Annotated in this window: 22 protein-coding genes; 15 read left to right on the top strand and 7 right to left on the bottom strand. The window is 73.5% G+C overall.

Annotation, left to right across the window (positions count from 1 at the left end; genetic code table 11):
- Positions 1-121: 121 nt before the first annotated feature.
- Positions 122-403: an HPr family phosphocarrier protein gene (locus tag ACFWJ4_RS34370; RefSeq protein ID WP_049653316.1), complete on the bottom strand. Its 282-nt coding sequence runs from the start codon at positions 401-403 to the stop codon at positions 122-124.
- Between the two features lie 228 nt (positions 404-631).
- Between ACFWJ4_RS34370 and ACFWJ4_RS34365 the strand changes: the two genes are divergently transcribed.
- The 4 genes from ACFWJ4_RS34365 to ACFWJ4_RS34350 all read left to right on the top strand — a co-directional run bounded on the left by ACFWJ4_RS34365 (position 632) and on the right by ACFWJ4_RS34350 (position 6098).
- A complete protein-coding gene (locus ACFWJ4_RS34365) occupies positions 632-3448 on the top strand; it encodes a GNAT family N-acetyltransferase (protein ID WP_380551294.1) in 2817 nt (938 codons plus the stop codon).
- Between the two features lie 91 nt (positions 3449-3539).
- Positions 3540-4139 (top strand): DUF5998 family protein, encoded by a 600-nt coding sequence (locus tag ACFWJ4_RS34360; protein ID WP_359913254.1) that lies wholly within the window; start codon positions 3540-3542, stop codon positions 4137-4139.
- A gap of 44 nt (positions 4140-4183) precedes the next feature.
- Positions 4184-5371, top strand: coding sequence for a nucleotide pyrophosphatase/phosphodiesterase family protein (locus ACFWJ4_RS34355; protein WP_359913253.1), 1188 nt, complete (start codon positions 4184-4186; stop codon positions 5369-5371).
- Between the two features lie 70 nt (positions 5372-5441).
- Positions 5442-6098, top strand: a complete 657-nt coding sequence (locus tag ACFWJ4_RS34350; RefSeq protein WP_380551291.1) for a thymidine kinase — start codon at positions 5442-5444, stop codon at positions 6096-6098.
- A gap of 102 nt (positions 6099-6200) precedes the next feature.
- Here ACFWJ4_RS34350 and ACFWJ4_RS34345 read toward each other — a convergent pair whose 3' ends face one another.
- On the bottom strand, positions 6201-6944 hold the full coding sequence (locus tag ACFWJ4_RS34345) for a VOC family protein (RefSeq protein WP_380551297.1): 744 nt from the start codon (positions 6942-6944) through the stop codon (positions 6201-6203).
- 239 nt (positions 6945-7183) lie between these two features.
- On the opposite strand from ACFWJ4_RS34345, the gene ACFWJ4_RS34340 reads away from it, so the two are divergent.
- Positions 7184-8062 carry a sulfurtransferase gene (locus ACFWJ4_RS34340; protein ID WP_380551288.1) on the top strand — a complete coding sequence of 293 codons (879 nt, stop codon included), beginning with the start codon at positions 7184-7186 and terminating at the stop codon, positions 8060-8062.
- Positions 8063-8161: 99 nt separating this feature from the next.
- Here ACFWJ4_RS34340 and sepH read toward each other — a convergent pair whose 3' ends face one another.
- Positions 8162-9241 (bottom strand): septation protein SepH, encoded by a 1080-nt coding sequence (sepH, locus tag ACFWJ4_RS34335; protein WP_359913245.1) that lies wholly within the window; start codon positions 9239-9241, stop codon positions 8162-8164.
- Positions 9242-9758: 517 nt separating this feature from the next.
- On the opposite strand from sepH, the gene ACFWJ4_RS34330 reads away from it, so the two are divergent.
- Positions 9759-10652, top strand: coding sequence for a hypothetical protein (locus ACFWJ4_RS34330; RefSeq protein WP_380551285.1), 894 nt, complete (start codon positions 9759-9761; stop codon positions 10650-10652).
- An 8-nt stretch (positions 10653-10660) separates the two neighbouring features.
- On the opposite strand, the gene ACFWJ4_RS34325 is transcribed toward ACFWJ4_RS34330, so the two are convergent.
- Both ACFWJ4_RS34325 and ACFWJ4_RS34320 read right to left on the bottom strand, forming a co-directional pair.
- On the bottom strand, positions 10661-11983 hold the full coding sequence (locus ACFWJ4_RS34325) for a D-arabinono-1,4-lactone oxidase (protein ID WP_380551282.1): 1323 nt from the start codon (positions 11981-11983) through the stop codon (positions 10661-10663).
- A gap of 105 nt (positions 11984-12088) precedes the next feature.
- Complete coding sequence (locus ACFWJ4_RS34320; RefSeq protein WP_380551279.1) at positions 12089-13357, bottom strand: MFS transporter; 1269 nt, start codon at positions 13355-13357, stop codon at positions 12089-12091.
- A gap of 132 nt (positions 13358-13489) precedes the next feature.
- Here ACFWJ4_RS34320 and ACFWJ4_RS34315 point away from each other — a divergent pair, with 132 nt between their 5' ends.
- Both ACFWJ4_RS34315 and ACFWJ4_RS34310 read left to right on the top strand, forming a co-directional pair.
- On the top strand, positions 13490-14632 hold the full coding sequence (locus tag ACFWJ4_RS34315; RefSeq protein ID WP_380551276.1) for a ferrochelatase: 1143 nt from the start codon (positions 13490-13492) through the stop codon (positions 14630-14632).
- 68 nt (positions 14633-14700) lie between these two features.
- Positions 14701-15519 carry an inositol monophosphatase family protein gene (locus tag ACFWJ4_RS34310; protein WP_380551273.1) on the top strand — a complete coding sequence of 273 codons (819 nt, stop codon included), beginning with the start codon at positions 14701-14703 and terminating at the stop codon, positions 15517-15519.
- A 164-nt stretch (positions 15520-15683) separates the two neighbouring features.
- Here ACFWJ4_RS34310 and ACFWJ4_RS34305 read toward each other — a convergent pair whose 3' ends face one another.
- Positions 15684-15869, bottom strand: a complete 186-nt coding sequence (locus tag ACFWJ4_RS34305) for a hypothetical protein (RefSeq protein WP_030057688.1) — start codon at positions 15867-15869, stop codon at positions 15684-15686.
- Between the two features lie 444 nt (positions 15870-16313).
- Between ACFWJ4_RS34305 and ACFWJ4_RS34300 the strand changes: the two genes are divergently transcribed.
- The 4 genes from ACFWJ4_RS34300 to ACFWJ4_RS34285 all read left to right on the top strand — a co-directional run bounded on the left by ACFWJ4_RS34300 (position 16314) and on the right by ACFWJ4_RS34285 (position 20330).
- Positions 16314-16967, top strand: a complete 654-nt coding sequence (locus ACFWJ4_RS34300; protein WP_359913230.1) for a response regulator transcription factor — start codon at positions 16314-16316, stop codon at positions 16965-16967.
- A gap of 73 nt (positions 16968-17040) precedes the next feature.
- Positions 17041-18339, top strand: a complete 1299-nt coding sequence (locus ACFWJ4_RS34295; RefSeq protein WP_380551270.1) for a sensor histidine kinase — start codon at positions 17041-17043, stop codon at positions 18337-18339.
- 232 nt (positions 18340-18571) lie between these two features.
- Complete coding sequence (locus tag ACFWJ4_RS34290; RefSeq protein WP_380551267.1) at positions 18572-19558, top strand: acyl-ACP desaturase; 987 nt, start codon at positions 18572-18574, stop codon at positions 19556-19558.
- Between the two features lie 472 nt (positions 19559-20030).
- Positions 20031-20330, top strand: a complete 300-nt coding sequence (locus tag ACFWJ4_RS34285) for a DUF4193 domain-containing protein (RefSeq protein ID WP_329924615.1) — start codon at positions 20031-20033, stop codon at positions 20328-20330.
- 290 nt (positions 20331-20620) lie between these two features.
- Here the strand turns inward: ACFWJ4_RS34285 and ACFWJ4_RS34280 are convergent, their stop codons facing one another.
- Positions 20621-21070, bottom strand: a complete 450-nt coding sequence (locus tag ACFWJ4_RS34280) for a DUF3093 domain-containing protein (RefSeq protein WP_380350893.1) — start codon at positions 21068-21070, stop codon at positions 20621-20623.
- A gap of 135 nt (positions 21071-21205) precedes the next feature.
- Here ACFWJ4_RS34280 and ACFWJ4_RS34275 point away from each other — a divergent pair, with 135 nt between their 5' ends.
- From ACFWJ4_RS34275 to ACFWJ4_RS34265, 3 genes are all read left to right on the top strand, one after another.
- Positions 21206-21784, top strand: a complete 579-nt coding sequence (locus tag ACFWJ4_RS34275; protein WP_359913260.1) for a PaaI family thioesterase — start codon at positions 21206-21208, stop codon at positions 21782-21784.
- Positions 21781-22248: a dUTP diphosphatase gene (gene dut / locus ACFWJ4_RS34270; protein WP_030239204.1), complete on the top strand. Its 468-nt coding sequence runs from the start codon at positions 21781-21783 to the stop codon at positions 22246-22248. The genes ACFWJ4_RS34275 and dut overlap by 4 nt, the downstream gene beginning before the upstream one ends.
- Positions 22249-22317: 69 nt before the next feature.
- Positions 22318-23118: a DUF3710 domain-containing protein gene (locus ACFWJ4_RS34265; protein ID WP_380551264.1), complete on the top strand. Its 801-nt coding sequence runs from the start codon at positions 22318-22320 to the stop codon at positions 23116-23118.
- Positions 23119-23431 lie beyond the last annotated feature (313 nt).

Genomic DNA, 23431 nt, shown 5'->3' with positions numbered 1-23431 from the left:
CCGTCCGTGGTGTTGGCCCCCCCCAACACATTGCGGGCCGCCCCCATCCCCCACCCCCCCCCCCGGGGGCGGCCCCCCCCCCGGGGCCCCCCCCCCCCCGATCGGGTGTGTGCTGCGAGGCTCAGGCCGCGGCCGGGAGTTCGTCGAGGCCTTCGGAGACGAGCTTGGCGAGGCGGTCGAGGGCGTCGTCGGCGTTCTCGGCGTCGGAGGCGAGGATGACCTCGTCGCCGCCCTGGGCGCCCAGGCCGAGGAGGCCGAGCATGGAGGCGGCGTTGACCGGGTTGCCGCCGGGCTTGGCGATGGTGATCGGCACGCCGGTGGCCGTGACGGCCCGGACGAAGACGGAGGCGGGACGGGCGTGCAGGCCCTCGGCCCAACCGATGGTGACGCGGCGCTCAGCCATGAGACGTGCCTTTCCGGTGAAGCTGGTCACGGCCGTGCTCAGGGGGAGCGGGGGAAGCGGCCATGTTGTCTAGACCAGTGTTGCACGCAGGCGGCCCCTGGAAACCGCCGCGTTCAGGAGTTGTGATTGTTTCTTTTCGGGGCATAAACCCCGGTCGATGGCGCTGTCCACCCTGCCGTGAGCACGCGCCCGGCGCCATTCGGCCCGCCGCCGGATAACCTGACGAATGTGGAAGACCCCGCGGTGGCGAACCCCGAGCAGCCCGACTATCCGCAGCACTGGGAAGCGGACATCCTGCTGCGTGACGGCGGCACGGCCCGGATCCGGCCGATCACCCCCGCCGACGCCGGCCGGCTCGTGGAGTTCTACGAGCAGGTGTCGGACCAGTCCAAGTACTTCCGCTTCTTCGCCCCCTATCCGCGGCTCTCCGACAAGGACGTCCGCCGCTTCACCCACCACGACTTCGTGAACCGGGTGGGCCTCGCGGTGGTGGTCCGGGACCGCTTCATCGCCACCGTCCGGTACGACCGGATCGACGCCGAGGGCCGCCCCTGCGACACCGGCACCGACGCCGAGGTGGCCTTCCTCGTGCAGGACGCCCACCAGGGCCGCGGCGTGGCCTCCGCCCTGCTGGAGCACATCGCGGCGGTCGCGCAGGAGCGCGGCATCCGCCGCTTCCAGGCCGAAGTGCTGCCGGAGAACCGGAAGATGGTGAAGGTCTTCACCGACGCCGGCTACACCCAGCACCGCAGCTTCGCCGACGGCGTGGTGCACCTGGAGTTCGACCTCGAACAGACGGACCGCTCGCTCGCCGTGATGCGCGCCCGCGAGCACCGCGCCGAGGCGCGCTCGGTGCAGCGGCTGCTCACCCCGCGCTCGGTGGCGGTGATCGGGGTCTCCCGCACCCCGCAGACCGTCGGCCGGGCCATCCTGCGCGACCTGCTGGGGGACGACGCCCCGGCCGACCGCGCGGTGTACGCGGTGAACCGCAACGCCGCGCCCGGCACCGAGCTGGACGGCGTCCCGGTCCACCGTTCGATTCTGGACATTCCCGGACCGGTGGACCTCGCCGTGATCGCCGTCCCCGAGGGCGCCGTCCCGGCCGCCGTCGCCGACTGCGGCGCCCACGGGGTGCAGGGCCTGGTGGTGGTCACCGCCGGCTACGCGGAGACCGGTCCGGAGGGCCGGGACCGCCAGCGCGCGCTGGTCCGCCAGGCCCGCGCGGCCGGCATGCGGGTGATCGGCCCGAACGCCTTCGGCCTGATCAACACCGACCCGCAGCACCCGCTGAACGCCTCGCTCGCCCCGCGCCTGCCCGGTAGCGGCGGCTTCGGGATCTTCTGCCAGTCCGGTGCGATCGGCGTGGCCCTGCTGGAGGCCGCCCACAAGCGCGGCCTCGGCGTCTCCTCCTTCGCCTCGGTCGGCAACCGCTCCGACGTCTCCGGCAACGACTTCCTCCAGTACTGGGCCGAGGACGACGCCACCCAGGTGGTGCTGCTGTACCTGGAGTCCTTCGGCAACCCGCGCAAGTTCACCCGGATCGCCCGCCGGCTGGCCGCCGTCAAGCCGGTCGTGGTGGTCAAGGGCGCCCGGCACACCGGCAGCCTGCCGCCCGGCCACGCCGTCCCCGCCACCGCCACCGGCCTGCGCGACGCCACCGTGGACGCGCTGTTCGAACAGGCGGGCGTCACCCGGGTGGCGACGATCACCGAGCTGTACGACACCGGCGAGCTGCTGGCCCAGCAGCCGCTGCCGCCGGGGGACCGGGTCGCGGTGGTCGGCAACTCCGACTCGCTCGGCCTGCTCACCTACGACGCCCTGCTGAGCGCCGGCCTGCGCCCGTGCACTCCCGTCGACCTCACCACCGCCGCGACCGGCGAGAACTTCCGGATCGCCCTGGACGTCGCGCTCGCCGACCCGGCCGTGGACGCGGTGATCGCCGTCGCCATCCCGCCGATCGGCACCTCCGCCCACGCCTTCATGGGCGGCCGGCTGACCGGCGAGGACGACCCGGCGATGGGCTCGGACGACCCGGAGATCGCCGCCGCCCTGCTCGAAGCGGCCCTGCGCGCCCGGGAGCTGGGCAAGCCGCTGCTGCTCACCCACCTGGCGCTGACCGACCTGCCGACCCGGCTGCGCCCCGGCGGCATCCCCGCCTACGCGGCGCCCGAGCGGGCCGTGAACGCCCTCACCCACGCCGTGCACTACGCGCAGTGGCGCCGCCGCACGGCCGAGGCCGAGGAGACGGCGCGCGTCCCCGAGCTGGACCGGATCGACGAGCCCGGCGCCCGCCGGCTGGTGGAGGCGGCGCTGAGCACCCGGGCCGCGGTGGCCGCGCGCACCCAGCCCGGCGGCGCCCGGATCACCCTGCCCGAGGCCGGGGCCCAGGAGCTGCTGGCCCGCTACGGGATCGACGTCTCCCCGGTGCGGCCGGCCCCGGACGAGGAGACGGCCGTACGGGCCGCGGGGACGCTCGGCTACCCGGTGGCCCTCAAGGCGACCGCCCCGCACCTGCGCCACCGCCCCGACCTGGGCAGCGTCCGGCTGGACCTGACCGACGAGGCGGGCCTGCGCCGCGCCCACCGCGAACTGGACGCGCTGCTCGGCGGCGCCGCGCAGGCCGAGCTGGTGGTCCAGCGGATGGCGCCGCGCGGCGTGGACACCGTGATCGCCGCCACGGTGGACCCGGCGGTCGGCGCGATCCTCTCGTTCGGCCTGGCCGGTGCGCCGGCCGAACTGCTGGGCGACACGGCGCACCGGCTGGTTCCGGCCACCGATCAGGACGTCGCCGGGCTGATCCGGGAGGTCCGGGCGGCGCCGCTGCTGTTCGGCTGGCGCGGCGCCGAGGCGGTGGACACCGGCGCGCTGGAGGAACTGCTGCTGCGGGTCTCGCAGCTGGTGGACGACGTTCCGGAGATCGCCTCGGTGGATCTCGAACCGGTGGTCGTGGCCCCGCACGGGCTGGCGATCCTGGGGGCGCGGGTACGGGTCGCACCCCTGCCGGTCCGCAGCGATCTGGGCCCGCGCGCGATGAGCACGCTGTAACCTTCCTTGGTTGCGCCCTGCCCGGGCGCTGTTGTCCGAAGCTCGGCGCCGTGCCGCCCGCTTCGTCGGCGGACCATGCCAGGATGGAGATATGGCGAAGACCGGTACCACCACCACTCAGGACCTGCGCTCGGCTATCGAGCGCAGCGGCTACTACCCGGCCCTGGTGTCCGAGGCGGTCGAGTCCGCGGTGGGCCCGGAGCCGATCAGCTCCTACCTGGTGCACCAGGAGACGACGTTCGACGCCAACGAGGTGCGCCGGCACGTGACGGTGCTGGTGCTCACCCCGACCCGGTTCGTGGTGAGTCACACCGACGAGCAGTCCGGGGCCGAGGGCAGCCCGGCGGTGCCGTTCGCGACGACGTCGACGGAGAGCGTCCGGCTGGACCGGATCGGTTCGGTCGTGCTGAGCCGGATGGTGGCGAACCCCGAGACGTACACCCCGGGCACCCTGCCGCGCGAGGTGGTGCTGACGATCGGCTGGGGCGCGGTGCAGCGCCTGGATCTGGAGCCGGCCGGCTGCTCGGACCCGAACTGCGAGGCGGACCACGGCTACACCGGCTCGGCCACGGCCGACGACCTCTCCCTGCGGGTGAGCGAGGCCGGCGACGGCCCGGAGACGGTGGCCCAGGCGCTGGTGTTCGCCCGGGCGCTGTCCGACGCGACGATCAGCACCAGCCCGCGGGTCTGAGTTCCGCCGCATCCGACCGACCGCACCGCTACGAATCCGGTTCCATGTCCTTCGTTCCTGCCGACGGCTACGACGCCTTCGAGATCCTTGACCCGGCCACGGCCCCCGCGCCCCCGTACGGCAGCGGCTCGCTGTGCGACCTGCTGCCCTCGGTGGCGGCGGGGCTGGGCGTCCCCGGGTTCACCGCGACGCTCCCGATCGCCCCGGCGGACCGGGTGGTGGTGTTCCTGGTGGACGGCCTGGGCTGGGAGCTGCTGCTGCGCCACCCCGAGTACGCGCCGTTCCTGTCCTCGCTCGTCGGGAGTTCGCTGGGTGGCAGCGGCCGTCCGCTGACCGCGGGCTTCCCGTCGACCACGGCGACCTCGCTGGCCTCGGTCGGCACCGGCACGCCGCCGGGCCTGCACGGCCTGGCCGGGTACACGGTGGCGGTGCCGGGCGCCGGCTACCTGATGAACCAGCTGCGTTGGCAGCCGCCGACCGACCCGCACGCCTGGCAGCCGTACCCGACGGTCTTCGAGCGCACCCACCAGGCCGGGGTGGCGACCGCGCAGGTCTCGTCCCCGCTGTTCGCCCAGACCCCGCTGACCAGGGTGGCGCTGTCCGGCGGCACCTTCCTCGGCCGCACCACGGGCGAGGAGCGGATGGACCTGGCGGCCTCCTGGCTGGCCGAGCACGACCGGGCACTGGTGTACACCTACGTCAGCGAGCTGGACGGTGCGGGCCACCGCTTCGGGGTGGACTCGGACGAGTGGCGGATGACGCTGGACGCGGTGGACCGGCTGGCCCGCCGGCTGGCCGCGCAGCTGCCGCCGCGCTCGGCGATGTACGTGACGGCCGACCACGGCATGATCGACATCGCGCCGGAGGACCGGATCGACTTCGACGAGGACTGGGAGCTGGGCGCCGGCGTCGCCCTGCTCGGCGGCGAGGGCCGGGCCCGGCACGTGTACGCGGTGCCCGGTGCGGCGGCCGATGTGCACGCGGTCTGGAGCGAGGTGCTGGGCGACCGGATGTGGGTGGCCACCCGGGACCGGGCGATCGAGGCGGGCTGGTTCGGTCCGACGGTGGACGAGCGGGTGTACGCCCGGATCGGCGACGTGGTGGCCGCGGCGCGCGACGACATCGCGATCGTCGCCTCCCGCAACGAGCCCGGCGAGTCCGCGATGATCGGTCTGCACGGTTCGATGACCCCGGTCGAGCAGTTCGTGCCGCTGCTCGAAGTCCGCGGCTAGCCGGGCCGCGCCGCCCACTTGACTTATCTGTGCCCGAACTCCCTTGATTTGAAAGGCCTTTGCTCCACCCATGGCTGAACTGGTGTTCTTCTCGGGCACGATGGACTGCGGCAAGTCGACGCTGGCGCTGCAGATGGACCACAACCACACCGCGCGCGGCCGGCAGGGTGTGATCCTCACCCGCAACGACCGGGCGGGCGCGGCGACGATCTCCAGCCGGTTGGGCCTGCGCGCCGACGCGGTCGAGGTGACGGACGACTTCGACTTCCACGCGCACGTGGTGCAGCGGATCTCGGCCGGCGGGCGGGTGGACTACCTGATCTGCGACGAGGCGCAGTTCTTCGCGGCCGAACAGGTCGACCAGCTGGCCCGGGTGGTGGACGAGATGGACATCGACGTCTACACCTTCGGCATCACCACCGACTTCCGCACCCGGCTGTTCCCGGGCTCGCAGCGGCTGATCGAGCTGGCCGACCGGGTGGAGGTGCTCCAGGTCGAGGCGCTGTGCTGGTGCGGCGCCCGGGCCACCCACAACGCCCGGACGGTCGGCGGGGTGATGGTGGTCGAGGGCGCGCAGGTGGTGATCGGCGACATCTCGGTGGACCGGGACGAGGTCGGCTACGAGGTGCTGTGCCGCCGCCACCACCGCCGCCGGCTGACCGCCGCGACGGCGCGCGCCTCGGTGCTCTCCCCGGACGTGCTGCCCTTCGAGGAGCAGCAGGCCTGAGGGGATCGGCAGGCCCGAGGGGATCGGCAGGCCGGAGCGGAGCAGCAGGCCCGAGAGGGCCGGCGGCCCGCAGGCACCGGCGCCCCCGGACGGCGGCGGCCGCTACGGAATCACTTCCAGCACGGAGAAGTGCCCGCCCTGCGGGTCGGCGAGCCGGGCGGCGCGGCCGCGGGCGGTGTCGTGCGGTTCGACCAGGACCCGGCCGCCGAGCTCCACGGCGTGACGGGCGGCAAGCCCGGCGTCGCGGACCACGAAGTGGGTGCGCCAGCGCGGCGGGTGGCCGCGCAGTTCGGCGCGGTGCCGGATGCCGGCGACCGGCCGCCCGCTCACCAGCAGCGCGGTCTCGTCCGCGGTGGAGCGGACCGGGCGACCGAACACGGTGGAGTAGAAGGCGGCGGCGCCCTGTGCGTCGGGGGTGAGCAGTTCGGCCCAGGCCGGGGCGCCCGGTTCGCGGCCGGCCTCCCGGCCGAGGTGCTCCTCGCCCTGCCAGAGGCCGAAGACCGCACCGGAGACGTCGGCGGCGATGGCCATCCGCCCGGCGCGTTCGGCCTGGAGCGGTCCGACGGCGACGGTCCCGCTGCACTCGCGGACCAGCTGGGCGGTGCGGTCGGCGTCGTCCACGGCGAAGTAGGTGGTCCACTGCACCGGGAAGCCGGTGGCGGTGGAGACGCCGAGGCCGGCCACCGGCGCCCCGTCGAGCTCGGCCCGGACGTAGTCGCCGAGCTGCCCGGGCCCGGGCGTGTACGTCCAGCCGAGCAGGGCGCCGTAGAAGGCGCGGGCGCCGGGCAGGTCGTCGGTCAGCAGGCTGACCCAGCAGGGCGTGCCCTGGGCCAGTCGGAGTTCCACCGCGGGCAATGCGGGCCTCCTCGTGGGTGGTTGGCGCACGGAAATCCACGCGCGCGAGGGTGATGCTTCCACCCTGGCGGGCGCCCAACCCTCGGGCCGCGCGGAAAATCCGGCAAAGACCCCACAAAGAGCGGCGGTTCGGGCGTGTCCCGACGGATTCCGTCGGATTTCGCGGGTCGGACTACGGCAAGGAGCCGGATGCCCCGTCGCCGGGGCCGCGCTGCGCGACAATGGCCGCCATGACCACCACCTACAACGACGGTTCCCCGCTGATCTCCACGGCCGAGCTGCGGGAGGCGCTGGCCTCCGCGCTGCCGCCGGTGCTGCTGGACGTGCGCTACCAGCTGGTCGGCGCCGCGCCGGGCGGCCCGACCGCGGCCGAGGAGTACCGGGCCGGTCACCTGCCCGGCGCCCACTTCGTCGAGCTGGACCGGGACCTGGCCGCCCCGCCCGGCGCCCCCGGCCGGGGCGGTCGCCACCCGCTGCCGGACCCGGAGGAGTTCGGCGCGGCGATGCGCCGCTTCGGGGTGAGTGCGCTGCGCCCGGTCGTGGTGTACGACGGCGCGGCCTCGATGGCGGCGGCCCGGGCCTGGTGGCTGCTGCGCTGGGCCGGGCACCGGGACGTCCGGGTGCTGGACGGCGGGTTCGCGGCCTGGCAGGGGGCCGGGCTGCCGGTGTCGACCGAGCTGCCGGAGCCGGGGGAGGGCGACTTCAAGCCGGTGCCGGGGCAGCTGCCGACGGTGGACGGGGACGGCGCCGCGGCCCTGGCGCGCGGCGGCCTGCTGCTGGACGCCCGGTCCGGGGAGCGCTACCGGGGCGAGAGCGAGCCGGTGGACCCGCGGGCCGGGCACATCCCGGGCGCGGTCTCGGCGCCGACGGCCGGGAACGTGGGCCCGGACGGCCGGTTCCGGCCGGCCGCCGAGCTGGCCGCCCGGTTCCGGGCGCTGGGCGCGGGGGAGCGGGAGACCGCGGTGTACTGCGGTTCGGGCGTGACGGCGGCGCACCAGATCCTGGCGCTGGAGGTGGCGGGTCTGCCGGCCGTGCTGTACCCGGGCTCCTGGAGCGAGTGGTCGAGCGACGAGTCGCGTCCGGTGGCGGTCACCGAGCAGCCGGGCTGAGCCTGCGCGCACCCTGCGGCGGGATCCCCCGACGGGTGCGCAGCGGTAGGGGGCGCCGGCTCGGCCGACGCCCCGTACCACCGTGCTGCTGCTGCGCTGCTACTCCTGCTTCTTGCGCCGGCTGCCGAAGACGATCTCGTCCCAGCTGGGCACGGTGGCCCGGCGCCCGGGCCGGACGCCGTCCGCCTCGGCCTGCCGGTCGGTGGTGCCGACCAGGCGCTCACGGTGCGGGGCGACGGCGCGCGGCATCAGGATGTCGGCGTAGGCCGAGCCCGCGCCGACGGCCGGGGCGGCCGCCGCAGCGGCCTCCTCGCTCTCCTCGGCGACCTCGGCGGGCACCGGTTCGATCGGGGCGGGGGCGCCGACGGCGAGGTCGCCGCGGAAGGCGGGGACCACGTCGAGCAGGCTGGTCAAGGAGTCCCGGGCCTCGGCGGTGGCCTCCCGCGACTCGCGGACCTCGCGGGCCGACATGATGCGGTCGGCCGAGGGCCGGTCGATCATCGGGCGGGGCGGCCGCTCGTGGGGGAGCCGGGCGATCCGCGGGATGAACGGGAAGACCGACTCCTCCTCGCGCTCGACGTTCTCGCCGATCAGCGCGCGGGCCTCGTCGTCGTTGGGCTGGACCAGGCGCCGGGGCGGGTCGTACGTCCAGGAGGCGCTGCGGCCCTCGCCGTCGGCCCGGTAGGAGAGGATGACCTCCCAGGTGCCGTCGTCGCGCCGCCAGGAGTCCCAGCGCTCGGTCTCCTTCTCGGCGCCGCGCAGCGCGAGCCGCTCGGCGACGGCCTCGCCGAGCTGCGGACCGGGGGACTCGCCGTTGCGGCGGATCGCGGTCTTGCGGGCACGCTCGGCCATGAAGGCGCGCTCGGCGAGCACCGGGCCCTCGAAGCGGCGGACGCGGTCGACGGAGATGCCGGCCGCCTGGGCGACCTCCTCGGCGGAGGCACCGGCTCGTATCCGGGCCTGGATGTCCCGGGGCCGCAGATGGCTCTCGACCTCGATCTCGATCTGGCCGAGGCGCGGCCGATCCCCGCGGATGGCGGCACGCAGCCGCTCATCGATGGGAAGGGTGTACTCCGTGCTGTCGGCAGCCTTGAGCACCAGCCGTGTGCCGTCGTTGCTGACGGCCACAACCCGCAGTTCGGGCACGGTTACCTCCCGGGTGGTGCCTGCCGACGTCACCTGCGTCGCTGCTCCCGTACTGAGTGTGGCCTGCCCACTGGCGACTGGCCACAACCTTGCTGAGTTCCCCGGCGTGTCGGGCTTATGCCCGCGCGCGCCGCTGTGGCACGGTTGCCTTTTTGCCACGCCGTCCGTCGGCGTCGCGCCTGGGTGTCCCGGCCGTCCTCGCACGCGGAGTGTTCGCGACGATCCGGGACCGGCGTCGCCGTGCGTGCCCGTTCAGTGGCTCCTCGTCAAGCTACCGGTGTAGACGTAGTCGACAAGTCGACCCAAGGCTCGGGCTTTACGAACAGTACTCCATTCGTGGCATCCAGCGGGGCGGCTCGCCGCTCAAGTCTCCCGCGATTCACGGGAATCTCAAGAGCGCGCTCCCCCAATGGCGGACCACCGTCGGATGAACGGTGATCATCTTCACACAATCCGGGTGCGGAGAACCGCATTTTCGTCCCTTGTGTCCTTCTTTGTGCAAGATGGAGAGCCTTGTTCGAGGAACAGTCGTACGGACCGAGGGATGTTGATGCCGGAGCGGAGCCCCGCCGAGGAGGGCGGAAAGGTCAAGGAGGAGCGCAGGCGCATCGATCTGAGTGTGGCTCAGGTCGCGGCGAGTGCGCTGGCCACGGTGGTGGGCGCGCTGCTGGCCTCCGAGCTGGGGGTGTACGGCACGATCCTGGGCGCCGCCGTGGTGAGCATCGGGGCCACCACCGGTGGCGCGGTGTTCCAGCACATCTTCAAGCGGACCGGTGAGCAGCTGCGCGAGGCGGTGGACCGGGGGCCGAACCAGGCCGCCAACACCCTGCGGCAGGCGCCGGTGGAGACCGGGCCGTCCGGGACGCGGGCGCAGCCGCCGGTGATCACCTCGGAATGGAACGAGCCGCAGGTGGTGCGGGCGCGCCGGCGGTGGGGCTGGAAGACGTACGCGGCGGTGTCCGGGCTGGTCTTCGTGCTGGCGATGGCGCCGATCGTGGCGTTCGAACTGGCCACCGGGCAGCCGGTGTCGGCGACGGTCAAGGGCGAGTCCGGCAACGGCACGTCCTTCGGCGGGGCGCTGACGTCCAAGTCCGACAAGTCCGACCGGCCGAAGGACGCCCCGACGGACCGGCCCGCCCCGGGCGGCCGCCCGGGCCAGGACACCGCGCCGTCCGGCGGGGCCTCGGCCCCGGCGACCACCCGGCCGAGCCGGGAGCCGGGCGACACGCCGAGCACCGGCGCGGGGACGGCCTCGCCCTCGGCGGGCCCGGGCGCGACCCCGTCGGCCGGCGCCTCCCCGTCGGCGGGCGGCGGGAAGCCCGGCGGCGGGACGACCCCGCAGCCGCCGGCGACGAGCGAGGCCCCGGCGAGGGAGCCGCTGAAGGAACCGGCGAAGGCGCCGGTGGCCCCGCCGTCGGCCGACGGGACCGCCGCGACCTCCTAGGAGACGGTCTAGGCGCCCAGCACCCGGCGCAGGTAGTCGTTGCCGAACACCCGCTGCGGATCGACCTCGTCGCGCAGCGCGGTGAAGTCGCCGAAGTGCGGGTAGACGCCGGCCAGGTACTCGGCGTCGCGGGTGTGCAGCTTGCCCCAGTGCGGCCGGCCCTGATGGGCGGTCATCAGCTGTTCGACGCCGGTGAAGTAGCCCTGGTCGGCGGTGCCCCGGTAGAGGTGGACGGCGATGTAGGCGCTGTCCCGTCCGGAGGCGGTGGAGAGCCAGAGGTCGTCGGCGGGGGCGAAGCGCACCTCGACCGGGAAGCTGACCTTCCAGTCGGAGCGCTCGACCAGGGCCTTCAGTTCGCGCAGCACCTCGCCGACGGCCGCGCGCGGCACCGCGTACTCCATCTCCACGAAGCGGACCTTGCGCGGGCTGGTGAACACCTTGTACGCGGTGTCGGTGAAGCTGCGCTCGGACCAGGCCCGGCTGGCCATCGAGGCGATGGAGGGGATCGAGCCGGGGAAGCGCCGACCGACCCGGCAGGCGCCCTCCCAGACGGTGTTGGAGAGGAAGTCGTCCTCCAGCCACTCCTTGAACCGGGGCAGCGGGGCGGCCGGACCCTGACTGCGGTTGTTGCGCTTGGTGGCGCAGCGGTCGGTGTGCGGGAACCAGTAGAACTCGAAGTGCTCGTTGACGGCGGTGAGGTCGTCCAGGCGCTCCAGCACCTCGTCGAAGCCCATCGGCTGTTCGTGCGCGGTGAGCAGGAAGGCCGGCTCGACGCCGAAGGTGAGCGCGGTGATCACGCCGAGGGCGCCGAGGCCGAGCCGGGCGCCCTGGAAGAGCCGGGGGTTCTCGGTGGGGGAGCAGCGCCGGACGGTGCCGTCGGCGAGGACGATCTCCAGGGCGCGGATCTGGGCGGCCAGCGAGCCGGAGTCGCGGCCGGTGCCGTGGGTGCCGGTACTGGTGGCGCCGGCCACGGTCTGGACCTCGATGTCGCCCATGTTGGTCAGCGAGAGGCCCTCGGCGGCGAGGACCCGGTTGAGCCGGTGCAGCGGGAGGCCGGACTCGACGGTGATGGTGCCGGCCTCGCGGTCGATCCCGCGGACGGCGGTGAGCGCGTGCGGGCGGATCTGGACGCCGTCGCCGGCGGAGGCGATGGAGGTGAAGGAGTGGCCGGAGCCGACGGCCTTGACGGTGCGGCCCTGTTCGGCGGCCCGCAGGATCTCCTTGGCCAGTTCCTCCGCGGTGCCGGGGGCGGCGGCCCGGGCGGGCCGGGCGCTCTGGTTGCCGGCCCAGTTGGTCCACCGGGTGGGGGTCGCGGTACTGGCCTGGGGCATTGCGCTGCCTCCTGCTCCGTGGCCGAACGGGTCGGCGCGGTCCGGGGCGGCGCTACCGCCCTACCCGCCGGTACGGCCCGCGGGTAGGGCGAGAGACTAGTCAGTTCACCGGTCGGCGTCTACGGGTCGTCCGGCCCCGTCGGCGGCCGCCTCGGCGGTGGGTTCGGTGGCCAGTCCGGCGCGCAGCCGGGCGAGGCCGGCGAGGGCGGCGACCACGCCGAGCAGGCCCGCGGCCAGCGGCACCCAGTAGCCCGCGGCGGCTCCGGAGGCGTCGACCACCCAGCCGCCGGCCGAGGATCCGACCGCGACGCCGAGGGCCAGGCCGGTGGTGGTCCAGGTCATGCCCTCGGTCAGCTGGGAGGCCGGGACGAGCCGTTCGACCAGGGCCATCGCGGTGATCAGGGTGGGGGAGATGGCGATGCCGGCGATCAGCAGTGCGGCGCCGACCGCGACCAGCCCGCCGACGCCGTGCACCGCGTGGGCGACCAGCAGCAGCGGCACCATGCTGATCGCCATGAACAGGACGCCGACGAGGAAGCGCACCGCCATCGAGCCGGTGAGCTTGAGGGTCCCGAAGACCACCCCGGCCAGGCAGGAGCCGAGCGCCCACAGGGCGAGGATCACGCTGGAGATCGACTTGTGGCCCTGGGCCTCGGCGTAGGCGACGGTGACCACCTCGACCGAGCCGAAGATCGCGCCGGTGGCGACGAAGGTCACGATCAGGACCTGGAGGCCGCGGTTGAGGATGACCGAGCCGCCCGCGTGCCGGGCGGCCGGGTGGACCGGCGGCTCGGTGGAGCGCTGCCCGGCGAACAGCAGCACGCCGACGGCGAGGAAGATCCCGGCGAGCAGCACGCCGGCCTCGGGGAAGACGGAGGTGGCCAGGCCGATGGAGAGGATCGGGCCGACGATGAAGCAGACCTCGTCGACCACGGCCTCGAAGGAGTAGGCGGTGTGCAGCTTGCCGGTGTCCTCGCGGTAGAGGTGGGCCCAGCGGGCGCGGACCATCGCACCGGTGCTGGGCATCACTCCCATGCCGGCGGCGAAGAGGAACAGCGTCCAGTCCGGGGCCTCCAGCCGGGCGCAGAGCAGCAGGCCGGTGACGGCGACGATGGTGATCGCCATGGCGGGGACGATGATTCTCCGCTGGCCGTGCCGGTCCACCAGCCGGGAGACCTGGGGGCCGAGGATCGCGGCGGAGACCGCGAGGCAGGCGGAGACCAGGCCGGCCACTCCGTAGGAGCCTCTGAGCTGGGACAGCATGGTCACGATGCCGATCCCGGTCATGGAGATCGGCAGTCGGGAGACGAAGCCGGTGGAGGAGAAGGCCAGAGTGCCGGGGGAGGCGAATATCTGGCGGTAGCTGGACAGCACGGGAGCTCCGGGCAGGGGGAGTAAGGAACAAGGCTGGCAAACACAGCTTACGTACGTTGGCAAACGGTATTTTCCGGACACCCGCGCGGCCCCCGCGACGGCGCCCGGCCCCTCAGTGGCAGGATCGGTGCCATGTCCGACGCGCGCAAACCCTCCCCCTCCGGCGCCGCCCCGTACGACGCCCTGCTGCTGCTCTCCTTCGGCGGGCCCGAGGGCCCCGAGGACGTCGTCCCGTTCCTGGAGAACGTCACCCGCGGCCGCGGCATCCCCAAGGAGCGGCTGAAGGAGGTGGGCAAGCACTACTTCATGTTCGGCGGGGTCAGTCCGATCAACGGGCAGAACCGCGAGCTGCTCGCCGCGCTGCGCAAGGACTTCGCCGAGCACGGGCTGGACCTGCCGGTGTACTGGGGCAACCGGAACTGGGCGCCCTACCTGGTCGACACCCTGCGGGAGCTGGCCGCCGACGGCCACCGCCGGATCGCGGTGCTCGCCACCAGCGCCTACGCCGGCTACTCGGGCTGCCGCCAGTACCGGGAGAACCTGGCCGACGCGCTGGCCGCGCTCGCCGAGGAGGGCGTGCCCGCTCTGCGGGTCGACAAGCTGCGGCACTTCTACAACCACCCGGGCTTCGTCGAGCCGATGACCGACGCCGTCCTGGCCGCCCTGGAGGAGCTGCCCGAGGCCGTCCGTCCCGGCGCCCGGCTGGCGTTCACCACCCACTCGGTCCCGGACTCGATGGCCGAGACCTCCGGCGCCCCGGACGACCCGGCCCGCGGCGAGCCCGGCGGCGCGTACGTCGCCCAGCACCTGGACGTGGCCCGGCTGATCGCCGCCGCGGTGGCCGACCGCACCGGCGTGGCCGAGCGGCCGTGGGAGCTGGTGTACCAGAGCCGCAGCGGGGCCCCGCACACCCCGTGGCTGGAACCCGACGTCTGCGACCACCTGGAGGCCCAGCACGCCGACGGCGCGCCCGCCGTGGTCATGGTCCCGATCGGCTTCGTCTCCGACCACATGGAGGTCAAGTACGACCTCGACACCGAGGCCGTGGCCAAGGCCGCCGAGCTCGGCCTGCCGGTGGCCCGGGCCGGCACCGTCGGCGCCGACCCCCGGTTCACCGCGGCGGTGCGCGAGCTCGTCCTGGAGCGGGCCGCCGTCGAGCGCGGCGAGCGGGTGACCCGCTGCGCCCTCGGCACCCTCGGCCCCAGCCACGACGTGTGCGCGGTGGCCTGCTGCCCGAACCCGCGCGCCCCGCGTCCGGCCGTCGCCGAGCACTGACCGCCCGTCCCGCGCGCCCGGTCCGTCCCGCGCGTCCCGTCCGTCCCGTCGCTCCGGAGGAGAACCCCGTGCCCACCCCCGCCCTGCCCGACGACCGGCTCCTCGACGACCTGCTGGAGGTCGCCCTGGACGCGGCCCGGCAGGCCGGCGCCCTGCTGCGCGACGGCCGCCCCGCCGACCTCGGCGTGGCCGGCACCAAGAGCAGCCCGGTCGACGTGGTCACCGAGATGGACCTCGCCTCCGAGAAGCTCGTCCTGGAGCTGATCACCGACCGCCGCCCGGAGGACGGCTACCTCGGCGAGGAGGGCGCCGAGCGGCCGGGCACCAGCGGGGTCCGCTGGGTCGTGGACCCGCTCGACGGGACGGTCAACTACCTGTACGGGCTGCCCTCCTGGGCGGTCAGCGTGGCCGCCGAGGTGGACGGCCGCGCGGTCGTCGGCGTGGTGTACGCCCCGGCCCGCGGCGAGCTGTTCCACGCCGTCCTGGGCCGCGGTGCCCGCCTCGACGGCCGACCGGTCTCGGCCCGCCCGGCCCCGCCCTGGGGCCAGGCGCTGATCGCCACCGGTTTCAACTACGTCCAGTCGGTGCGGGTCCGGCAGGCCGAGGTGCTGCTGGCGCTGATGCCGCAGGTGCGCGACATCCGCCGGGGCGGGGCGGCCGCGGTGGACCTGTGCGACGTCGCCGCCGGGCGGCTGGACGGGTACTACGAGCGTGGCCTCGCCCCCTGGGACCGGGCGGCCGGCTGCCTGATCGCCGCCGAGGCCGGGGCCCTGGTCGGCGGCCGTCCCGGGCACGGCCCCGACGGCGAGCTGACCGTGGCCGCCGCCCCCGGGGTGTACGAGCCGCTCCAGGAGCGGCTGGCCGCGCTGCGCGCCTGGGCGGACTGACCGGTTCCGGCCGCCCCGCCCGCGGAACCCGCGGGTCCGGGCGGGGCGGCCCCGGACATGCGAAGAGCCCTGGCATACGGGGAATGCCAGGGCCTGGGTTTCGCACGGCCCCCGCAGGGCCGCTGGTGCCGGAGATCCGGCGACTGGTCGGTGTGCCGAACGGGTCAGGCAGCGGTGCGGTGGCGCTCCAGCACCGTGTCCACGCCGTGCTCGGCGGCGAGTCGGCGGAGGTCGTCCAGCTCGGACTGCTCCACCTCGGCGAGGAACTCGTCCCCGGCCTCGATCGCGCGGTGCAGATCCTGCTCGGCGTTGGCTATGCGCTGCAGGATTCCGGCCTTGAAGGCGTCCATACGGGCCCCCTTACTGTGTCGGACGTGCACGGTCGTGCGCTCTCCGCCCCGAGGAGGTCCAGCCGGTGAAAGCACCGAGCCCGGATGGTGGTGAAGGTCCGGATAGGTGCGGAGACGGCCCTTCGGCCGCTCCCGGTGATGTCCCAGCCCCAGGGCCGGCGCGGATGAACGCACGGCGGGTGGGTGCGACCGGCCGTCAGCCAGATCGCGGGTGTGCAGCTGTCCTCCCCGCCCCGGAGAGCGGGAAACCTCCCGGCGGAAGAAAGTTGCCTGTGTCACAGTCCAAGCGGAGTGCTGCGGGTGCGAACGGTGACGGCCGGGGGCTCCGGCTCCGTGCCCGAGGGGCAGCTTATCGCTGCTTTACCGCCGGACCAGGCAGGATGGAGGCACCGTCGGAGCCGCGCGTCCGCTTTCCGGGGCCGGCCTGGAGAAGGGACAACGACCGTGCGGGTTCTCGTCGTCGAGGACGAGCAGCTGCTTGCCGAGGCCGTCGCGACCGGCCTGCGCCGCGAGGCGATGGCCGTCGACGTGGTGTACGACGGGGAGGCCGCGCTCCAGCGCATCGCGGTCAACGACTACGACGTCGTCGTCCTGGACCGCGATCTTCCGCTGGTGCACGGGGACGACGTCTGCCGCAAGGTGGTCGAGCAGGGCCTGGCCACCCGGGTGATCATGCTGACCGCCTCCGGCGACATCAGCGACCGGGTCGAGGGCCTGGAGATCGGCGCGGACGACTACCTTCCGAAGCCGTTCGCCTTCAGCGAACTCGTCGCCCGGGTAAGGGCGCTGGGCCGCCGTGCGACCGTCCCGCTGCCCCCGGTGCTGGAACGCGCCGGCATCTCGGTCGACCCCGGCCGGCGCGAGGTGATCCGCGACGGACGCACCGTCCAGCTCGCCCCCAAGGAGTTCGCCGTCCTGGAGGTGCTGATGCGGGCCGGCGGCGCCGTCGTCTCGGCCGAGCAGCTCCTGGAGAAGGCCTGGGACGAGCACACCGACCCGTTCACCAACGTCGTGCGCGTCACCGTGATGACGCTGCGCCGCAAGCTCGGCGACCCGCCGGTGATCGTCACCGTGCCGGGCTCCGGCTACCGGATCTGACGACCGGAGTCCGCCCGACCCCGGACTCCCCGCCGTACGCGCCCGCCCCGGCGGACGCCCCGAGAGGACCATCATGACCACCCCGCCCCCGGCCGGCGGGGCCTCCGGCGCGCCCGCCGGCGGCCCGCGTGCCGTCCCGCCGAAGCCCCTGACCCCGCCGCGCGTCCACCGCCCCGGCCACTACACCCCCGGCGACGGCATGCTCGCCTGGCTGCCCTTCCGCCCCACCATCCGGATGCGGCTCACCCTGCTCTACGGCGGGATGTTCCTGATGGCCGGCGTGGTGCTGCTGCTCCTGATGTACGTGTTCTTCCAGGACGCCGTCTCGTACCTGGCGCCGCGCAAGCTGGTCTTCGACGGCAGCCTCCGGGTCACCAGCCCCGACGGCGTCAGCACCACCATGAACAGCACGGACTACAACCAGTGGCAGGCCGCCGACTACCTGGCGCGCTCCAACTCCGCGCTCAACACCCTGCTGCGCAAGTCGCTGACCATGCTGGTCTGCCTCGCCGTGATCGCCTTCGCGGCGGGCTACGCGATGGCCGGCCGGGTGCTGCGCCCGCTCGGCCGGATCACCCGCACCGCCCGCGACGTGGCCTCCTCCGACCTGCACCGCCGGATCGAGCTGGACGGCCCGGACGACGAGCTCAAGGAGCTCGCCGACACCTTCGACGGCATGCTGGACCGGCTGGACCGCTCCTTCGACTCCCAGCGGCGCTTCGTCGCCAACGCCTCGCACGAGCTGCGCACCCCGCTGGCGATCAACCGCACCCTGCTGGAGGTCCAGCTCTCCGACCCGGCGGCCTCGTCCGACCTCCAGCAGCTGGGGAGGACCCTGCTGGCCACCAACGAGCGCAGCGAGCAGCTGGTCGAGGGCCTGCTGCTGCTCGCCCGCAGCGAGAACGAGCTGACCGACCGGCGCCCGGTGGAGCTGTCCGAGGTGGCCACCCGGGCGCTGGAGCAGACCCGCGGCGAGGCCGACAAGCGCGAGGTCGAGCTGCGCTCGAAGCTCGATCCGGCCATGGCCGCCGGCAACGGCGTGCTGCTGGAGCGCCTCGCGCTCAACCTGCTGCAGAACGCCGTGCGCTACAACACCCCGGGAGGCTGGGTCGAGCTGGCCACCACGGCGGTGCCCGGCGGCGGCGAGCTGGTGGTCTCCAACACCGGCCCGGTGGTGCCCGGGTACGAGCTGGAGCACATCTTCGAGCCGTTCCGCCGGATCAAGGGCGCCGACCGCACCCGCAGCGACAAGGGGGTCGGACTCGGCCTGTCCATCGTCCGCTCGGTGGTGCGCGCCCACGGCGGCACCATCGAGGCCACGCCGCGCGCCGGTGGCGGACTCACCATGAGGGTCCGCATCCCCTCTCCGTAAGGGCCGAACGCCCCTTCCGTAGGCGACCGTTCCCAGCCGCCCCCGCCAGGCCCGTCAAGACGACATAAGGCCTGGCGGGGGCAGCTTGTCTTTTCCGGCCCGAGCAACTTACGGTGTCGTAACCTACGCAACCGTAGGTGAATCCGTCGGCGGCCCGTCGGCGGGTCCGCACGAAGTGTCCCCGTCTCAACGCGCCCGTCCCAGCGCGTGCCGTCCCCTCAGGAGCAAGACCGTGACCATCGCCCCTGTGCAGAGCAGCAGCTCCCCGCTCGTCGCGAGCGGCTGGACCGACGCGCGGCTGATCCTCGCCCTCGAAGAGGTCGTCGAGAAGGAGCTCAACCGCCACCTGGCCGTGGCGAAGGAGTGGATGCCCCACGAGTTCGTCCCGTGGAGCCGGGGCCGCGACTTCGACGGCGTGCTGGGCGGCGAGGCCTGGTCCCTGGAGCAGTCCCAGGTGACCGCGGTGGGCCGGGTGTCGCTGGTGGTGAACCTGCTGACCGAGGACAACCTGCCCAGCTACCACCACGAGATCGCGACCATGTTCGGCCGCGAGGGCGCCTGGGGCACCTGGGTGCACCGCTGGACGGCCGAGGAGGGTCGCCACGGGATAGCGATCCGCGACTACCTGCTCGCCACCCGGGCGGTCGACCCGGTGGAGCTGGAGCGGGCCCGGATGAGCCACATGTCCGAGGGCTTCGAGTCCGACAACGCGCACAGCATGCTGCACTCGGTCGCGTACGTGGCCTTCCAGGAGCTCGCCACCCGCATCTCGCACCGCAACACCGGCAAGTACGCCGGCGACCCGCTCTGCGAGCAGCTGCTGGCGAAGATCGCCAACGACGAGAACCTCCACATGGTCTTCTACCGGAACCTGCTGAAGGCCGCCCTGGAGATCGCCCCGGACCAGGCCATGCGGGCCGTCGCCGACGTCGTCACCGACTTCCGGATGCCCGGCCACGGAATCCCCGGCTTCGAGCGCGCCGCCGCGCAGATCGCCCTCGGCGGGGTGTACAACCTGCGTATCCACCACGACGACGTGCTCCAGCCGGTGCTGCGCCACCTCAAGGTCATGGAGATCGGCGGGCTCGGCCCGGAGGGCCTGCTGGCGCAGAACGAGCTGGGCGTCTTCCTGGACGGGCTGGACGACCAGGCCCGGAAGTTCGAGGAGCGCCAGGCCGCCCTGCTGGCCCGTCGCGCGGCCCGGAGGACCGCCGGCTGAGGCCCGGCGCCGGGCGGTCGGAGTGGGTGGATTTTCCGTGATTTGACCAGGAAGATTCTTAACGTGACCAAGCTCACATCGTGTCGCTCCGCGATTCCGGGCAACCCCGGAGAGTGATCACCGGCCCAGAGGTGCCGGTCGCCGTCCGTGACCGGATTTCGGCCCCCGGCCGGTCCACGGGATCGGTCGGTCTCCCTGGTGGGCACGGGATTTCTCAGGCGCCCGCACCGGTCTTGCTCACTGTCCGTGTCTGGTTTATCGGGGCTGACGGGGGTCGGCGATGGCCCAGCGTGAGGCCTTCCGCAGGCCCGGGGATCACCCCGATGGAGCCCGGGCTGAGTGTCGATTGAGTAACAGGGCTTGAAGTAAGGCAAAATCTCCGCCTCGGGTCGGGCACAAGACCGACCCCCCATGCGTTACGTGCGCTGGAGATACCGCACACACCGCACAACCCGGAGGGGGAGAGCGACAAATGGCAACCGACTACGACACCCCACGCAAGACCGACGATGACGTCAACGAGGACAGCATCGAAGAGCTCAAGGCTCGGCGGAACGACAAGGGCGGCAGCTCTGTCGACGTCGACGAGTTCGACGCCGCGGAGGGCATGGAGCTTCCCGGCGCCGACCTCTCGAACGAGGAGCTCGCCGTCCGTGTCCTGCCGAAGCAGGCCGACGAGTTCACCTGCATGAGCTGCTTCCTGGTGCACCACCGCAGCCAGCTCTACAGCGAGAAGAACGGCAACCCGATCTGCCGGGACTGCGGCGCCTGAGCACCGCGGCGGACAGGGCCCGGTGCCCGCGGCTGCGCCCGCGGGACCGGCACACCGCTCCTTCCGGCCCCGGGCAGCGGGGCCGGACGGCAGGTCCGGGTACCGTCCGGCAGGACGGGCCCGGCAGGACGGAGTCGGCCGGGAACCCGGTCAGGACAAAGTCGTAGGGACGGTCCCGCAGCAGCGGAACCGTCCCTCTCCGTTTGTCCGGCCTCTTCGGTTCGTCCGGCCGGCCTCTTCGTCCGGCCCGGGTCCTGGCCCGGCCGGCTCACGGCCGGCTCGGGCCCGCCTCAGGTGCGGGCGCCGCGCCGGGCGTCCTCCAGGGCCTCCGCCAGCTTCATCGGCGAGCGGGTCGACAGGTAGAGGTACGGCGTCGGGTCGGCCGGGTCGGTCACCTCGACCCGCAGCGCCGTCGGGACGTAGCTGCGCAGCAGCATGAAGGCGCGCGGATCGGCCTTCGGGCCGCGCCAGGCCGCCGCCTCGGCGGGGCTCAGCGCCTGAGCGTCGCCGAGCGCGTCCACCGGGATCCGGGCCGGGCCGGCCACCAGTGAGCCCTGGACCACGCGGATGCGGGCCGAGCCGTAACTGCTGATCGCGACCGCGCCGGCGGCGATGCCGACCACCAGCCCGATCAGCGCGGCCGGACCGCTGACCCGGATCAGGATCAGCGCGAGCGTGAGACCCACCGCGATCGGGAGCAGCCACCAGGAACGCGGCACCGTGAGGCGTTCGTCGTACATGCCCCCCATTGTGGTCGCCCTGACGTCCGGCGCGGGACGCCACCCCCACCGGAGGCCCCCTACCCCTGGGTAGGGTTGGCCCCCGTGACCGGTACGACAGCCCCCAGCACCCCCACCGAGCGGCCGGCGCCCGTCATGCCGCCGACCCCGACCACCCCGCCGCCGGACGCCGTCCTGCCGGAGCGCCACCCCCGGGCGCCCGCCCCCGGCACCCGGCTCGGTTCCCACTACGAGCACTGCTTCGGCTGCGGCCCGCAGCACCCCGGCGGCCTGCGGATCGACGCGGTCGCCGGCGAGGGACTCGACGTCACCGCCGAGTTCGCCGTCCGCGACGCCCACCAGGGCGGCCCGGGCCTGGCCCACGGCGGGCTGCTGACCACCGCCATGGACGAGACCCTCGGCACGCTCAACTGGCTGCTGCACGCCCCCGCCGTGACCGGCCGGCTGGAGACCGACTTCCTCAGCCCGGTGCCCGTCGACTCGGTGCTGCACCTGCGCGCCTGGATCACCGGCGTGCACGGCCGCAAGATCTACAGCGCCGCCGAGGCGCGGATCGGCGGCCCGGACGGACCGCTCGCCGTCCGCGCGCAGGCCCTCTTCATCCAGGTGAAGCTGGAACACTTCACCACGCACGGTCGTCCCGAGGACATCGAGAAGGTCCTCGACGACCCGGATCTGATGAAGCGCGCACGAGCCTTTGAGGTGAACCCTTGAGCGACACCCCCCGCCCGCAGCTGGACGTCCTGATCAAGCGCATCGACCCCGAGCTGCCGCTGCCCGCCTACGCGCAGCCCGGGGACGCCGGTGCCGATCTGCGCACCACCGTCGACGCCGAGCTGGCGCCCGGCGAGCGGGCCGTCCTGCCCACCGGCATCGCCGTCGCCCTGCCGGACGGCTACGCGGCCTTCGTCCACCCCCGGTCCGGGCTCGCAGCTCGTTGCGGCGTTGCCCTCGTGAACGCCCCGGGGACGGTCGATGCCGGGTACCGTGGAGAGATCAAGGTGATCGTCGTCAATCTGGACCCGCGCGAGGGGGTCAGCTTCCGCCGAGGGGACCGGATCGCCCAGCTGGTGATCCAGCAGGTCGAGAAGGCCCGTTTCCACGAGGTGGAGGAGCTGCCTGGGTCGGCACGTGCCGAGGGCGGGTTCGGGTCGACCGGCGGTCACGCCGCGGTCTAGCATGCCCGCGGCCTCGCAGGAAGCCGAGCAGGTATTCGCATCGGTCTTGGACCGGGAAGGACAGTGACCGTGTTCCGTCGTCGCCAGAAGAGCGAGGACGCTGTCGAGCAGCTCGCCGACGACGCCATCAGCGCCGACGAGACGGCCGATGACGTCGAAGGTTCCGCCGAGAGCGAGAACGTGACCGAGCTGGACCCGGCCGACAGGGTCGGCCTGCCGCCGGCCCCCCGGCCGGACGGTCCGTGGGACCACTCCGAGCTCGAGAACCCCGAGGAGGGGCGAGTCGACCTCGGGGGTCTGCTGGTCCCCGGTGTCGAGGGCATGGAGCTGCGCGTCGAGGTCGCCGGTGACGCGATCGTGGCCGCCACCCTCGTGCTCGGCAACAGCGCCATCCAGCTCCAGGCCTTCGCGGCCCCGAAGTCCGAGGGCATCTGGGGGGAGGTCCGGGAGGAGATCGCCAACGGCATCACCTCGCAGGGCGGCCTCATCGAGGAGGAGGAGGGCCCGCTCGGCTGGCACCTCCGCGCCCAGGTCCCGGTGCAGCTGCCGGACGGCACCCAGGGTGTGCAGCTGGTGCGGTTCGTCGGCTGCGACGGTCCGCGCTGGTTCCTGCGCGGTGTGATCTCGGGCCAGGCCGCGGTGCAGCCGGAGATGGCCGGGATCCTGGAGCAGGTCTTCCGGCAGACGGTCGTCGTGCGCGGCGAGTCCCCGATGGCTCCCCGTGACCCGATCGTCCTGAAGCTTCCCGAGGACGCCCAGATGGTCGCCGACGGTGGCGGGGCCGCCGCCGCCGGCGAGGGCGACAACCGCTTCGGCGGCACCTCGCTCGACCCGTTCGCGCGCGGTCCGGAGATCACCGAGGTCCGCTGACCCGGCTCCGACCGGCGTCGACCGGCACTGATCGCCCCTGCCCGGAGCCCCGGGCAGGGGCGATTTGCATGTGGCGGGCCGGTCCCCGTACAGTTCCGGAGTCGCCGCGGGAGACCGGGGCGGCAAAGCGGAAAGCAAATCCGATGAATGAAACTCCGGAAAACGGAGCGGAAAACATCTGATAAGCTGGAAACACGAAAGAACGAAGCCCGGAGGGCCCGCTGGAAGGCGGTCCGAAGGAAGCGTCCGTTCCTTGAGAACTCAACAGCGTGCCAAAAGTCAACGCCAGATATGTTGACATCCCCGGCCTCAG

The sequence above is a fragment of the Kitasatospora sp. NPDC127067 genome (assembly GCF_042724755.1).
Classification (GTDB): domain Bacteria; phylum Actinomycetota; class Actinomycetes; order Streptomycetales; family Streptomycetaceae; genus Kitasatospora; species Kitasatospora lactacystinica.
Note: the sequence above shows the minus strand (reverse complement) of the source record. Positions and strands in the feature narration are given on the sequence as shown.